This window comes from Clostridioides sp. ES-S-0001-03, from assembly GCF_020676075.1.
Classification (GTDB): domain Bacteria; phylum Bacillota; class Clostridia; order Peptostreptococcales; family Peptostreptococcaceae; genus Clostridioides.
The window spans coordinates 166,432-182,137 of sequence record NZ_JACVWJ010000002.1; the positions used below are offsets into that span (position 1 = coordinate 166,432).

15 protein-coding genes are annotated in these 15,706 nt (G+C 28.3%); 11 read left to right on the forward strand and 4 right to left on the reverse strand.

All coding sequences use genetic code 11. The annotated features are described in order from the left end of the window. The 11 genes from IC174_RS03955 (at position 1) to IC174_RS04005 (ending at position 11,928) form a co-directional block, all read left to right on the forward strand. Positions 1-1,068 carry a DUF3866 family protein gene (locus tag IC174_RS03955; protein WP_227434139.1) on the forward strand — a complete coding sequence of 356 codons (1,068 nt, stop codon included), beginning with the start codon at positions 1-3 and terminating at the stop codon, positions 1,066-1,068. A 1-nt stretch (position 1,069) separates the two neighbouring features. Beyond that, positions 1,070-1,606, forward strand: a complete 537-nt coding sequence (locus IC174_RS03960) for an NUDIX hydrolase (protein WP_227434140.1) — start codon at positions 1,070-1,072, stop codon at positions 1,604-1,606. Positions 1,607-1,674: 68 nt separating this feature from the next. Continuing rightward, on the forward strand, positions 1,675-2,280 hold the full coding sequence (locus IC174_RS03965) for a stage II sporulation protein M (RefSeq protein WP_227434141.1): 606 nt from the start codon (positions 1,675-1,677) through the stop codon (positions 2,278-2,280). Between the two features lie 11 nt (positions 2,281-2,291). Then, on the forward strand, positions 2,292-3,206 hold the full coding sequence (locus IC174_RS03970) for a tyrosine-type recombinase/integrase (protein ID WP_227434142.1): 915 nt from the start codon (positions 2,292-2,294) through the stop codon (positions 3,204-3,206). A 41-nt stretch (positions 3,207-3,247) separates the two neighbouring features. Then, a complete protein-coding gene (locus tag IC174_RS03975) occupies positions 3,248-4,420 on the forward strand; it encodes a phosphopentomutase (RefSeq protein ID WP_227434143.1) in 1,173 nt (390 codons plus the stop codon). A gap of 68 nt (positions 4,421-4,488) precedes the next feature. Beyond that, positions 4,489-5,301: a purine-nucleoside phosphorylase gene (locus IC174_RS03980; RefSeq protein WP_227482209.1), complete on the forward strand. Its 813-nt coding sequence runs from the start codon at positions 4,489-4,491 to the stop codon at positions 5,299-5,301. A gap of 178 nt (positions 5,302-5,479) precedes the next feature. Next, entirely contained in the window at positions 5,480-6,805 is a 1,326-nt protein-coding gene (locus tag IC174_RS03985; protein ID WP_227482210.1) for a pyrimidine-nucleoside phosphorylase, read from the forward strand. 226 nt (positions 6,806-7,031) lie between these two features. Further along, positions 7,032-8,111: an endolytic transglycosylase MltG gene (mltG, locus tag IC174_RS03990; protein ID WP_227482211.1), complete on the forward strand. Its 1,080-nt coding sequence runs from the start codon at positions 7,032-7,034 to the stop codon at positions 8,109-8,111. 172 nt (positions 8,112-8,283) lie between these two features. Next, positions 8,284-8,958, forward strand: coding sequence for an O-methyltransferase (locus tag IC174_RS03995; RefSeq protein ID WP_227434147.1), 675 nt, complete (start codon positions 8,284-8,286; stop codon positions 8,956-8,958). Then, a complete protein-coding gene (locus tag IC174_RS04000; RefSeq protein WP_227482212.1) occupies positions 8,945-10,192 on the forward strand; it encodes a peptidase U32 family protein in 1,248 nt (415 codons plus the stop codon). The genes IC174_RS03995 and IC174_RS04000 overlap by 14 nt, the downstream gene beginning before the upstream one ends. A gap of 71 nt (positions 10,193-10,263) precedes the next feature. Continuing rightward, positions 10,264-11,928, forward strand: a complete 1,665-nt coding sequence (locus IC174_RS04005; protein ID WP_227482213.1) for a peptidoglycan D,D-transpeptidase FtsI family protein — start codon at positions 10,264-10,266, stop codon at positions 11,926-11,928. A gap of 99 nt (positions 11,929-12,027) precedes the next feature. Here the strand turns inward: IC174_RS04005 and IC174_RS04010 are convergent, their stop codons facing one another. The 4 genes from IC174_RS04010 to IC174_RS04025 all read right to left on the reverse strand — a co-directional run bounded on the left by IC174_RS04010 (position 12,028) and on the right by IC174_RS04025 (position 15,619). Continuing rightward, entirely contained in the window at positions 12,028-12,291 is a 264-nt protein-coding gene (locus IC174_RS04010) for a sigma-70 family RNA polymerase sigma factor (RefSeq protein ID WP_413927177.1), read from the reverse strand. Between the two features lie 43 nt (positions 12,292-12,334). After that, the gene (locus tag IC174_RS04015; RefSeq protein WP_227437633.1) at positions 12,335-13,852 is read right to left on the reverse strand and encodes a recombinase family protein; all 1,518 of its coding nucleotides are present in this window, start codon (positions 13,850-13,852) and stop codon (positions 12,335-12,337) included. 129 nt (positions 13,853-13,981) lie between these two features. Further along, a complete protein-coding gene (locus IC174_RS04020) occupies positions 13,982-14,593 on the reverse strand; it encodes a hypothetical protein (protein WP_227482214.1) in 612 nt (203 codons plus the stop codon). 204 nt (positions 14,594-14,797) lie between these two features. Then, complete coding sequence (locus IC174_RS04025; protein WP_227482215.1) at positions 14,798-15,619, reverse strand: tetratricopeptide repeat protein; 822 nt, start codon at positions 15,617-15,619, stop codon at positions 14,798-14,800. Positions 15,620-15,706 lie beyond the last annotated feature (87 nt).

Here is a 15,706-nt window from a genome sequence, read left to right on the forward strand (position 1 = left end):
ATGATAAGCAAAAGAGTGGGGATTGTTGAGTCAATTGTAAGTCAAACTGAAACGTTGGATGATATAAGAGTAAATATAAATGGAGAAATACAAAGAGCATACAATTATCCAAAACTGTCTGGAGTAGTAGATATAGGGGATGAAGTAGTTTTAAATACAACAGCAGTAGAACTAAGTCTAGGAACTGGTGGATACCATTTTGTAATAACTAATTTAAACAATTTGGAATCTAGTTTAATTGAAGGTGGTCATATAATGAAACTTAGATATACACCACTTCAAATAAAGGTAGACGCTGTTGAGGAACAAGAAAGCATTTATCATGATAAATTTGATGATTTTACAGAGTTAGAAGGCCTTCCTGTTGTAGTAGGAACTCTTCATAGTATGTTAACTCCATTTGTAGCTTCATTTAAAAGAAATAACCCTAATAAGAAACTAGTATATATAATGACTGATGGAGCATCTCTTCCAATTTATTTAAGTAAAAATGTAGATACTTTAAAAGAAAAAAAATTAATAGATAGTACAATAACTATAGGAAATGCATTTGGGGGAGACTATGAGTGTATAAATATATACACTGCATTGATTACAGCAAAAGAAATATTAAAAGCCGATGTAGTATTTGTAAGTATGGGACCAGGAATTGCTGGTACAGGTACTAAATATGGATTTACAGGAATTGAACAAGGTCCAATTCTTGATGCTGTAATAAAGCTTGGAGGACAAGCAATAGCAATTCCAAGAATTAGTTTTGCTGACAAACGAGAAAGGCATCAAGGTATTTCACATCACAGTATGACTGTATTTGAAGAAATTGTAAATGTAAATATAGATATACCAATAACTATATATGATGATGAAAAATTAAAATTTATAAAAGAACAAGTTAAAACTAGTGGTTTAGATAAAAAGCATAATATAATTTATATAGATAATAATAAAACGAAAGAGGATTTAGACTATTTTAATCTAAAAGTAAAAAGTATGGGAAGAAATTATGAGCAAGATGAGGCATTTTTCAAAGCTGCAAGTACAGCAGCATATTACTTAATGGAGGTTTAAGATGGTATTAGAAGAAAAAACTATTAGTAGTGATAGAGTTTATACAGGTAAGGTAATTACTTTAAAGGTCGATACTGTTGAAATTCCAGGACAAGGATATCAAAAGAGGGAATTAGTAGAAGTTGGTGGTGCAGTAGGAATAGTTGCAATTACAGATGATAATAAAGTTGTATTAGTGAAGCAATTTAGAAAACCTATAGAAAAACCAATTTTTGAAATTCCAGCTGGTAAGCTAGAAAAAAATGAAAGTCCTAAAGAATGTGCTGAGAGGGAGCTAAAAGAAGAAACTGGTTATAGTGCAAAAAATATTAAGCTAATACATAAATTTTTCACTTCAGCAGGTTTTTCTAATGAGATAATGTTTGTATATTTGGCAACAGGTCTTACTCCAGGAGAAAATAATCTAGATGCAGATGAATTTTTAGATGTTTACGAAGTTGAACTTGAAGAAGCCTATAATATGGTATTAAAAAATGATGTTGAAGATGCAAAAACTTCTATTGGATTATTATTAGTAAAAGATATGTTTAAAAATTAATATTTATAAAAATGAATAACCCCTTGTCCTACAGCATATTATTTTATAAAGGACAAGGGGGAATAAAATTGAGAAAAACATATAGAAAAAATGATTTTAGAGAATTAAATAGACAAATAATTATTATAGGATTGTTGTTTATGATGTCTATTGTTATTGGGTCCTATATAAATAAAATATTACCAGGTTCTAATGATAATATATTAAACAATATAAATCCTGCTGTAGAGTATTATAATCTGAATATAAATGTAAAAGATACCGTTCTACAAAATTTAAAGTCAGATACAATCTTTATGGGCTCGATAGCTCTATTAAGTCTATTTGTAGTAACAATTCCAGCAGTATTAGTAATTTTTGTATTAAAGGGAATGTCAATTGGATATACAATAAATAGTTTTATATTGGCATTAAAATTTAAGAGTGCAAAAATGATTTTGATAATATTATTTAAAAATTTGATTATTATTCCATGTGCAATCATATTAACATTAATTAGTTTAAGCTATTTTAAAGAGATGGTTTATGAATTTAAAAAGAAAAATAGAAGAAATATGCAGTTTTTAATTAAGAGGTACATACTAAATATTATAATTATAATAGCACTATCATTGGGGTTGCAATTAATATTAAATACTGTAAGTATTGGTATTATTAAGTTCCTAGTTAAATAAAGGAGTTTATAATGGATATTATAGAGGGATATATAGATTACATAAAAGATAAAAAAAAATTATCAGAGAACACAGTGGCATCATACTTTATGGATATAAAAAAATATATGGAATATATAAATCAAAAAAGCATTAAACTAGTAGATATAGTAGAAAATGATATTATAAGTTATTTAATAAAGTTGGAAAAAGATAATGTATCAATAGCTACAATAGCAAGGATGATATCATCTATAAAATCTTTTCATGATTATTTATTTTTAAATCATGTATGTACAAATAATCCTGCAAAGGATATAAAAAAACCTAAGGTAAAAAAAGAAAATATAAATATACTTACAGAAGAAGAAATTGAAAGATTATTAAATTTTCCTAAGTTAACAACACCTAAATTAATTAGGGACAAGGCTATTTTTGAAGTATTATATGGTACAGGTATAAAAGTATCAGAGCTAGTAGATATGAATGTAGACGATGTTGACTTGGATATTGACTATATATATTGTAGTTCATGCTGTAAAAGCCAAAGAGTGATACCTCTTTGTGATATTACAAAACTTTATTTAGAGAAATATTTAAAAGAAGCAAGACCTAAAATAGCTGTAGAAGGTGAAAAGTCATTATTTGTAAGTTCATTAGGACAAAGATTTACACGACAAGGTCTTTGGAAAGTTATAAAAAAATATTCTAATTTAGCTAATATAGATAAAAACATAAATCCTACAATGCTTAGACATTCATTTGCTATTCATCTTTTGAATGAAGGTGCTAACATTGCTGTTGTAAGTAAAATCTTAGGAAATGTTAATTTGTCTAGTTTACAAGTATATTTAAACCACATAGATAAAAACGTGAGAAGAGAAATAAAAGAAAAACATCCTAGAAATGATATTGATATAGAGTTACAAAAAGTAGAAGCTAAATAGACTCTATAGCAAATTTTATAATTTAAAAGGAGCATATTTATATGAGCAGAGTAATTTGGATTGTAATTGATAGTGTTGGAATAGGAGCATTACCTGATGCTGAAAATTTTGGAGACAGTAAGGATGTAAGTACTCTTGGAAATATATTTAAAGAATATCCAGAAATACAAATTCCTAATATGAGAAAATTAGGTATAGGAAATATAGATGGTGTAGATTTTTTTGAAGATGAAAAAGAGCCAATAGGATGCTTTGGAAAATGTAAGGAAATGTCTCAAGGAAAAGATACTACTACTGGTCACTGGGAAATGACTGGGATAATAGTTGATAAACCTTTTAAAACATTTGAACATGGATTTTCAAAAGAAATTATAGAAGAGTTTGAGAAAAAAACTGGAAGAAAAGTAGTAGGAAATAAGCCAGCTTCAGGGACTGTGATAATTGATGAATATGGAGAACATCAAATAAAAACTGGAGATGTAATAGTATATACTTCAGCTGATAGTGTATTTCAAATAGCAGCTAATGAAGAGGTGATTCCACTAGAAGAGTTGTATAGTATGTGTAAAATAGCTAGAGAAATAATGATGGGTGATAATGCAGTGGCTAGAGTAATTGCTAGACCATTTATAGGTAAAAAAACAGGTGAATTTGTTAGAACTTCAAATAGAAGAGATTATTCACTGGACCCATTTGAACCAACTGTACTTGATAATATAAAAGAATCAGGTCTTGAAGTATTAGCTGTTGGAAAAATAGAAGATATTTTTAATGGTAAAGGAATTACAGAAGCTATTCATACTAAAAGTAATATGGATGGAGTAGATGAAACTTTAAAGTATATGAAACAAGATAATAAAGGCTTGATATATTCAAACCTTGTTGATTTTGACTCAAAATATGGTCATAGAAGAGACCCAGAAGGATATAAGAAAGCACTTGAAGAGTTTGATAATAGACTTCCTGAGATAATGAGCAATATGAGAGAAGACGATATTCTTATAATTAATGCAGACCATGGAAATGACCCAACATATAAAGGTACAGACCATACAAGAGAATATATTCCAGTAATGATTTATGGTAGTAAGATTAAAAAAGGATTTAATTTAGGAATAAAAGATACTTTTGCTGATATTGGAGCAACTGTTGCAGATATATTGGATGTAAAACTGCCTAAACATGGAACGAGTTTTAAAAAAGATTTATTTTAAATATTAAATAGAAGATAAATATATAAGCTAATAAAAATTATCTTAATAGAATGAATGGAGGGATTGGAATGTTTGAAAAGATAGAACAAAGTAGTAAATTTATAAATTCTAAAATTAATATAAAGCCTAAAGTTGGTCTAATATTAGGTTCTGGGCTTGGTGATTTAGCAAATGATATAGAAGATTCTGTCATAATTAAATATAGCGAAATTCCAAATTTCCCTGTTTCAACAGTAGAAGGACATGCTGGGCAACTTGTTATTGGAAAGCTTGCAGGAAAAGAAGTAATTGCTATGCAAGGAAGATTTCATTACTATGAAGGTTATTCTCAAAAAGAAGCCACTTTTCCAGTTAGAGTTATGAAAGCTCTTGGAGTCGAAATTATTGTAGTAACTAATGCTGCTGGTGGTGTAAATAAGCAATTTAAACCAGGGGATTTGATGATTATAAGAGACCATATAAATTTTAGTGGTAGTAATCCATTAGTAGGAAAAAATGATGATAGACTTGGAGATAGATTTCCAGATATGTCAGATGCATATTCATGTAAATATATAGATATAGTTAAAAAGTGTGCTAAAGAATACAATATAGATGTAAAAGAAGGTGTATATATGTTCTTTAGTGGACCCAATTATGAAACACCAGCAGAAGTAAGAATGGCTCAAATATTGGGGGCTGATGCAGTTGGAATGTCAACAGTTCCAGAAGTTATAGTAGCAGCACATTCTAATATTGATGTTATTGGTATATCTTGTATAACTAATATGGCTGCTGGTATCTTAAATCAACCATTAAGTCATGAAGAAGTTATACAAACTACTCAAAAAGTCAAATCAGAGTTTTTGAACTTAGTTAAGAGTACAGTTAAGAATTTATAGAGGATTTAAGTAAATTTATTATAAAATAGATAATGTACAATTTGAAAATAATTAATAAGGAGCTGTCTTGATATAGAAAAGTATTTCTAATAAGAGACAGTTTTTTATAATATTATAATATATAAATATGTTTATAAATTTATTTACATTATTACAGGTTAGAATGGAGATTTCAAGTATGAGAATGTATGATATTATAAAAAAAAAGAGAGATAATTTAGAACTTAGCAAAGAAGAGATAAATTACTTTATAGAAAACTATTCTAAAGGAGATATACCTGACTATCAAGCTTCTGCACTATTAATGTCTATTTATTTAAATAAGATGAATAGACAAGAAACTGTATATCTTACAGAGGCAATGATGCACTCTGGTGATATGATAGAGCTTTCAGATATCGAGGGTATAAAAGTAGATAAACACAGTACAGGTGGTGTCGGAGATAAGACTACAATAGCTCTTATTCCTTTAGTTGCTTCATGTGGAGCACCAGTTGCAAAAATGTCTGGAAGAGGTCTCGGACATACTGGAGGAACTATTGATAAATTGGAAGCTATACCAGGTTTTTCTACAGAAATGGATATAAATAAATTTATTGATTCTGTAAACAAGCATAAAATAGCAGTTTGTGGTCAAAGTGCAAAGGTAGCAATTGCAGATAAAAAAATCTATGCTCTTAGGGATGTTACAGCAACTGTAGACAATATATCATTGATAGCATCTAGTGTAATGTCTAAAAAGCTAGCTTCCGGAGCTGATGCAATCGTATTAGATGTGAAAACTGGAAATGGGGCATTTATGAAGACTTTAGAGGAGTCTTTTGAATTGGCAAAAGCTATGGTTGATATAGGTGTTGGTATGAATAAAGATACCATAGGAATTGTGACAGATATGGATGAACCTCTAGGCTTTGCTGTTGGGAACTCTTTAGAGGTTATAGAAGCAATTGAAACCTTAAAAGGAAATGGACCAAAAGACCTTGTTGAATTATGTGAAGTTTTAGGAGCATATATGCTGGTTTTAGCAAAAGTTGCATGTAACTTTAATGATGGTATTGAAAAGATACAAGAATCAATAAAATCTGGTAGAGCTATAGATAAACTTAAAGAGTTCATAGAAAATCAAGGTGGAAATAAAGATATAGTTGATGATTATTCTCTATTTAAAGAATCAAAGTATAAGTATCCAATCAAATCAGATAAATCTGGGTATATAAGTAAGATTAAGGCAGAGGATATAGGCATATCAGCTATGATTCTTGGAGCTGGTAGAGAAACTAAAGATGATATTTTAGATTTATCAGCAGGAATAATTTTAGAAAAAAAAGTTGGAGATTATGTAAAAAAGGGTGAAGTTTTAGCATATATGCACTATGATGATGAGAAAAAACTTACACTAGCAAAGGATAGATTCGTCAATTCATATTCTATTGTAGATGAAGAAATAGAAAAAAATAAATTAGTATATGGTATTGTAACTAAAGATGAAATTAAAAAATTTTAGAAAATTTTAGAAAAAGTGATTATAAAAAGCCTAACATGTTAAAAATAGTGTTAGGTTTTTTATTTTTTTGAAAAGTTTGAGAAGTATTAAATATATAATAATAAAAATATATTTTAAAGTATTTTTTTATAATATAAATAAGTTTATTCGACAAGATGATTGAAAATTACAGTGCTTAGTTTTATAATAGAAAATGGACAAATATACATAAGGAGTAGATTATATTATGAATTTTAAAAAAAATAGATTGAAAATAGTAGCATTAATAGTTGTTATTTTAATTGTTGTGGTAGGTATATTTGTGTCTATGCAAATAGGTCCTTATGACAAAAATAACAAAGAAGATGTAATTATTGACATTCCAAGTGGAGCATCAGTTGGAAAAATATCTGACATACTATATGAAAATAAATTAATAAAAAATGAATTATTGTTTAAATTGATAGTAAAAGTAAGTAATAAGGCACCATCTATAAAATCAGGAACATATTTACTTAATCAATCGTATTCAAATAATGATATAATAAGCCTTTTAGCTTCAGGAAAAATATATCATGATGGTGTAAAAGTAACTATTCCAGAAGGGTCTACATCTAAAGAAATTATATCAATATTAGTAAATAAAAACTTAGGAGATAAAACTACCTTTGAAAATCTAATAAAAAAACCTCAAGAGTTTTATGACAAGTTTACATTCTTAAAAGAAGATGGAATAACTTCTTTAGAGGGATTTTTGTATCCAGAAACATATTATTTTAATTCAAAGAAACAATCAGAGGAAGATATTTTAAATGAAATGTTAAACGTATTTGATAGTAAATATACAGACAAATTTAAAAAGAAACAAAAAGAATCAAAGATGACTCTTCAAGAAGTAATGGAGATGGCTTCAATAATTGAAAAAGAAGCTGTACTTGATAAAGATAGACCAATAATTGCAAGTGTATTTTACAATAGACTTAAAGTAGGTATGCCTCTTCAATCAGATGCAACAATACAATATATATTTGAAGAAAGAAAGAAAATTGTAACTTATAATGATTTAAAAATTGATTCACCATATAATAGTTACAAAAATAAAGGATTACCTCCTACACCAATATCAAATCCTGGTATAAAATCTATTGAGGCAGCACTTTACCCAGATAAAACAGATTACTTGTATTTTGTAGCAAAGATTGATGGAGGAAATAACTATAGTACAAACTATCAAGACCATTTAAAATATGTTAAAGAGTACAAGGAAGCGAGAGATAAACAAGGTAAAGATACAAAAACAACAAATAATGAAAATACCACAAAATAAACAATGATTATAAAAAGTCTAACAAGGTAAGAATAATGTTGGGCTTTTTTATTGAAAATTGTTATTCTTAGATTTATAATAAAGAAAGTGTAAATATACAGAGCAATATGAATTTAAAAAATAATAAATTAAGACAAAATTTTGATGTTTATTATTTTAGGGAGTGTTTTTTATGAGTAATATAGTTAATGACTTGGTTGAAGATTATATAAGAGTAACATTAAAAGAAAAAGAAGGACTTTTAAAAGATTTGGAAATTTATGCTGAAGAAAATAGTGTTCCTATAATACACAAAGAAGTTTCAGACTTGTTAAAAGTTTTATTAAAGATTCAAAAGCCGAAAAGAGTTTTAGAAGTAGGATGTGCAATTGGTTATTCTTCTATTTTCTTTGCAACAATCATAGGAAAAGGTGCAGATATAATAACTGTTGAAAGAAGCGAAAAAATGATAGAAAAAGCAAAAGAAAATATAAAATTAGCTGGATTTGAAAATAATATAACTATACTAGAAGGAGATGCAGAAGAAAAATTGAGTCAAATCCAAGGTGAATTTGACCTTATATTTATAGATGCAGCAAAAGGTCAATACAAGCTATTTTTTGATTTAGTTATAGATAAGCTAAAAGATGGTGGACTATTAGTTTCTGATAATATTTTATATAAAGGAATGGTTGCACATGATGATTTTGTTGTAAGAAGAAAGAAAACCATAGTAAAAAGAATGAGAAATTATTTAGATTATATATGTAATTGTGATTATTTGAGTACATCATTGATACCAATCGGAGATGGTGTGGCATTAAGTTATAAAGAAAGTAAAAGAGGTGACGTAGATGGAATTAAATAAAGTTGAACTTTTAGCTCCAGCAGGTGATTTGGAGAGATTAAAAATAGCTATAACATATGGAGCAGACGCTGTCTATATAGGTGGAGAAATCTTTGGAATGAGGTCTGCTGCAAAAAACTTTAGTAAAGAAGATATGGCAGAAGGTGTAGCTTTTGCACATGAGAGAGGGAAGAAAGTCTTTGTAACAGTAAATATAATACCTCACAATGAAGATTTCCTACAATTAGAAGCTTATTTATTGGAGTTAGAAGAGATAGGAATAGATGCAGTTATAATAGCTGACCCAGGTGTTCTTAGTGTAATTAAAAAAGTAATTCCAAATATGGAAATACATTTAAGTACACAAGCAAATACAACTAATTATCTTAGTGCCAATTTTTGGTATGAACATGGAATAAAAAGAGTTGTAGTGGCAAGAGAATTATCATTTGATGAAATATCTGAAATAAGAGCTAAAACACCTTTAGATATGGATATAGAAGCTTTTATGCATGGAGCTATGTGTATCTCTTACTCAGGAAGATGTTTGATAAGTAATTATATGACTGGAAGAGATGCAAACAAAGGTTCTTGTGCTCAATCTTGCAGATGGCAATATCATTTAGTTGAAGAAAAAAGACCTGGTGAATATTTCCCTATATATGAGGATGAAAGAGGTACATTCTTTTTTAACTCAAAAGATTTGTGTATGATAGAATACATACCAGAATTAATTAAATCTGGTATAACAAGCTTAAAAATAGAAGGAAGAATGAAGACATCGTATTACGTAGCAACAGTTGTAAGAGCATATAGAATGGCAATAGATGAATTTTATAAGGACCCTGAAAACTGGAAATTTAATCCTATGTGGATGGAAGAGTTGAAGAAAGGGAGCCATAGACATTTCACATCAGGTTTTTACTTGAATAAGCCAACAACAGAAGACCAAAATTATCAATCAGCATCATATGTTAGAAACTATGATTTTATAGGTATAGTTAGAGAGACAGAGGATGAAAATGGGCTTATTGTAGTTGAACAGAGAAATAAAATGTGTGTTGGTGATGAAATAGAAGTTATGGGACCTTATAAAGAAACTATGTTTACTAAAATAGAAGAAATGTACAACGAAGAAGGAGAGCCTATAGAATCAGCTCCTCACCCTAGACAGATAGTTAAGTTAAAACTATCTGTAAAAGTTGAGAAAGATTATATGCTTAGAAAAGTTATAGAAGAAAAAGTTGAAGAGTAATAAAAATTTAATAAAAATAGTATTAGCCCCTTAGAAATTGTCAATAATGAAATTATCTAAGGGGTGATTTCATGTCAAAAAAGAAGACTCCATTTTTTAAAAAAGTGGGAAAGAGAAGCTGGTATATATTTACTATAATTTTAATAATTTATAGTGGTTTAATATATAGGCTAGTTGATATACAGGTATTAAAAGGTGATAAGTACAAAAAAAATGTTGAATCGCAGAGTGTTGAGAAAGTAGAGTTAAATAGTGGACGAGGCATAATTTATGATAGAAATAATAAGAAACTTACAGATACAAGTAAAGTTCAGATTTTAGTTGTTGAGAAAGAAAAATTAAATAACAACTATAAAATACTGGAACTTGTTAAGAAGGCTACGAAGATGGATGATTTGGAAATATATAAAATTATACAAGAACAATTGGCACATCCTATAATACAAATTCAGACCGAAAATATTGATAATAGCATGAAAAAACAACTTGAGAAGAATGGTATAATGTTAGAAGAAAAGACTATGCGATATTCACAGGATGGTTTATTATCACATACAATAGGTTATATAAAAGATGATGATAAATCAGGTCAATTGGGGATAGAAAAAAGTATGGATAGTGTGCTTAGAAACTCAAATGAAAAATATATAAGTGCCTTTAAAGCAGGAGATGCGGGAAACGAAAAATCTCTAAATATTTTAAAGGGAAGTGTAAAAACAATTGATGAAAAAGATAAAGATAAACATTTAAAAACTACTATTGATTATGATATTCAAAAAAATTTAGAGCAAATACTAAATAAAGAAGAAAATCCAACAGCAGCAGTGATTTCAGACGTATCTACAGGTGAAATTCTTGCTATGTGTTCTAGACCTAATTTTGACCAAAATAACATAGCAAAGAGTTTAAAGAGTAAAAATGGAGAATTTGAGAATAGAGTCATAAAATCGACATATCCGCCAGGGTCTGTGTTTAAGATGGTAGTACTATTTTCTGCGCTTGAAAATGGAGTTGTAGATGAGAATTATACCTACAATTGCAAAGGTAAAACTAAAGTTGGAAATAGTAATGAAATATTGCGATGCAATAAACTAGATGGACATGGTCTTCAATCCTTACAGCAAACTTTTTCTAATTCATGTAATCCAGCATTTTTAGATATAGCAATGAAAGTTGGTAAAGAGAAGATATTAAAATCTGCTGAAAAATTACATTTATTTGAAAAGGTTGATATTGGTCTTGATGAAGAACGAATTAGAGAAGCTCCAAAAAATATATCAATACGTAATTTAGCTATAGGTCAAGAAAATATAGAATTTACACCACTCCAAATAAATCAAATGACCCAGATAATAGCTAATAATGGAACATTTGAACCATTATATTTATATAAAAGTCTTGTAAATAATGATATGGAGACAGTAAAAACCTATAAGTCTTCAAAAAAAGAAGAAATTATTTCTCCTTATGTATGCACACAAGTAAAAGAAATTATGAAATCTGTTTCTAAAGTTGGAACAGCTAAAGTCCTAAAGGATTTAGAAGGAGGATGTGGGGTAAAAACTGGTACAGCTCAAAGTAGTCTGAATAAAAAGCCAATAGATCATGGTTGGATAACTGGATTTTATCCAGAGAAAAGACCTAAGTATGTAATAACTGTGCTAGTAGAAGGAACTCAAAAGGAAAGTAAATCAGCAATACCTATATTTAAAGAAATATGTGAAAGTATAAAATAAAGTCATGTATTATAAAATTTAAGGATATATCGTAATTTTAATTTTTAGGCAAGTTGTTTTGTCTAATGTTATACGATATATCCTTCTAAAAATATAATATTAATTTTCTTGAACAAGCTCTTTTTCTAGTTTTTTAAGAGCTTTTTTTTCGATTCTGGACACATATGATCTAGAGATATCAAGTCTTTGTGCTATTTCTCTTTGAGTTTTATACCCATAAGGAGTTAACCCGTATCTTAACTGGACAATTTCTCTTTCTCTAGGAGTAAGGATTTTGTTAAGTTGTTCATATAGTTTTCCAACTTGAACTTTTAACTCAACTTCGTCAAGAACATAGTTGACATCTGTACCAAGTATATCCAAAAGACTTATTTCATTACATACTACTCTTTATATGTTATTGGTATTACTGGTCTTCATGTAATTTCAAATGAACCATTAATTCAAAAGAATCTAGTTTTTGTTCTTTAGATTTGTAATAAACTGCTTTATCAATTACAGATTTTAGGAGTTTATTTTTTCCAAGTAAATCTGAATCGTGGTAAAGTGATAGTACAGTTTTAATATCTTCTATCATTTTAGCATTATCTTTTTTAACAGTATTTAATTTATTTTTTACTGTCTTGATTGAATCTTTAATTTCCTCAGTTCTTGAACTTATATTATTAGACCTTTCAATAAATGTATCTTCATCATATATTCCTCGCTCCAATAAATCATATAACTTATTTTTTTGCTTACTCAATTCTTTTAATTCAGTTTCTAAGCTTTTTAATACTCGCTTTTGAAATTCTATATTGCTGTCTTTATTATTTTTATCTAAGTCTATATCAGATGCTTTTAATTGATATTTTTTTACAGTGTCTTCCAAAGATTTTAAAATGGCAGCTTCAATAAATTCAAAGCGAGAACTTTTATTACAACCAGGATGATAACAAATTATATAGTCGTGGTCTGCATATGGTCTATGTACTAATGGTCTACCACAGTTTTTGCAAATTATTATTCCTGCAAGTGGATTTTTTATTTGATTACCATAGCTGATGTGACCATTTTTTTTGAGTATAGTTTGAGCCTTTTTCCATGTTAATTCACTTATTAAAGGTTCATGCTTTCCTTTTGCCTCAATCCATTCATCTTTAGGTCTTAGCTTAACTGTTTTTATTTTGTTTGGATTTTTAGATTTTTTATAGTCCTTTTTTTGCCATTGAATATATCCACAATAAACTTTATTTTTTATTATATTTGTGATTGCAGAGTTATACCAATTAGCACCTGTAGCAGTTTTAATGCCCAAGTTATTTAGATATTTTGATATTTTACTACAACCCATATCCTCATTAATATATAAGTCAAAGATAGTCCTAACTACATCAGCATCATTATTTGGTATAAGTATTCTTTCTTTTCTGCCTGTTGTTACAGCATCATATCCAAATGGAGCAGAAGTTCCTATGAAATTACCTTCTTCAACTGATTTTATTCTTCCTCTTTGCATACGTCTAGATATAAGTTTTAGCTCTTTTCTTGCCATAAAGGCTTCAAATTCTGAATATTCTTCATCAAATTCATCTGTTAGGTCATATGTTTTTCTAGGTGTTATAATTTTGGTTTTACTTTCTTTAAAAGTTTCTAATATTATACCTTGGTCTTTCATATCCCCACGACCAAGTCTGTCTAAGTCCATAACTAAGACGGAATCGTATTTATTTTCTTCAACTTCCTTTAGGAGTTCAATCATTTTAGGTCTATGTATTATACTTTCACCAGAAACTAGCTCTTCTTTTATCTCAGATACATCCAAGTTTTGTTCTTTTGCTAGTTTTAGTAGGGTTGATTTATGTCTACTTAAAGTTTCAAATTCTCCTTGTTTTTCTGCCTCTTCATCAGCACGAGATTTTCTTAAGTATATAGCAACACTCATATAAATAATCACACTCCTTGAATATATTATATAGTAAACTAATAGTATTTTAAATATAAAAAATAAACACATTCAAAAGAGCGTTTATTTTGAGTGTGTTTATTAGATTATGTTTTTATGTTAAAAAAATTATCTTTGTAAAGTAGCTTTTATTTTGTCGTCAAGTTTAGCAAATATACCAGGATGGATTGCATAGCTATCTGATACCCCATAAAGTTTAGTAAAGTCAGAATACACTATATCTTTGAAGTTATCATAATCTACCTTATCACTAGTTTCTCTATTCCAAATTATAACAACTGTTTTTTCTTCACTTTCTTTTCCATAGTTATCAGTAAGAGGTGTAACAGTTTGTAAAGTTACTTTTTGAGCGTTTTTATTTTCGAATGCTTTTCTAAAAATGTCTACACCTCTTGTAGCAGTATCTTTTACAAGTGATTTTTCTCCCCATGTACCAGAATCTTCTAAAGTCACAATTACATTACTTCCATCAATTTTAACATCTTTGATATATGAGCTATCAACATTTTTAATTTCATTTATATACTTTTCATCTGATAATTCTAAATTAGAAACATCTACTGGTTTCTCTTCTTCTTTCGGTTGGTCTTGTTGTTCCTGTTGACTTGAAGCTTCTGTTGGCTCATCCTCTGGTGTATCTGGTAGAAAACTACCAATGACACCCAGAATTAATACCACACCTAATATAATTTGCCACTTTTTAAACTTTCTCCCTTTCATTTATTCTCCTCCTTAATTGTAATAATCCACTTTTATTATATCAACAAATAAATAAAAAAAATGTAAAATAATGTCATAAGAGGAATGGATATTATTTATATATATCTGCAAACATAAAATAATATACTGATTTTGGGTGTGTGCATGTCAAAAAAATAAATAGGTTGAAAGTTACCTCAACTTTTAACTTGTGAAAATACTATTTTATAAGTCTTTAATATAATTCAGATTAGTTTTTGCATACTCATTGTCTGAGTTGAGTTCTAATGCTTTATTGTAATACTCTTTTGCCTTACTAAAGTCTTCTTTATCCATATAGATAACCCCTTTTAAATTATATATATCACTGGAACTTGATTTATAATATTCATCATCTTTATCTAGATATTCTAAGCATTTATCAGCTGCATTTAAAGCCTCATCATATCGTTTTAAATCTACATAAACATATGCTAGTGCATAATATGCTCTAGAATTTTTGCTGTCAATTTCTATGGCTTTTTTTATATCAATTGCAGCCCTGTTAAGATCTTTATTTTCTTTTTTATCAATTTCCATCCAAGCTACATCAACATAATTAGAACTGAAGTTTTCCTTGAAATCGTCATGCCATAATAATTTGTACTTATTATCTTCAACTATAAAATATCTATCAGAATTTGAAGTATCCTCTTTATTATCATCAGTAGATTGAAGAGTAGCAGTTTCTTTTATTTTTATAAGTTTTGAGTAGTTTTTACCAGCATACTTATATTTATCTACCCTTTTTTCTTCTCCAAGTTTATAGCTTTTAACTATTTGGCATTTATCATACACTTCTTGATATTCTTTATAGTCTTCTAAAGTAACATCTTTTTTACTATCTTTACTTAGTAAGTTATATGCTGTTTCATAATCCTTAGATTTTACACTATCAAGATATTTTTTTGTTACTTCTGTAGCACTTTCTTTAGGAGCACATCCAACCATTGATATTATGATTAGAGATGATGCCAATATTGTTGTTATCTTTTTATTGATTCTCATAATATAATCCCCTTTCATTCTCTCTCACTAATTTTATTTTAACACCATATTTTGTCAAAGTCATTAATTTAAGAATGATATTTTCAT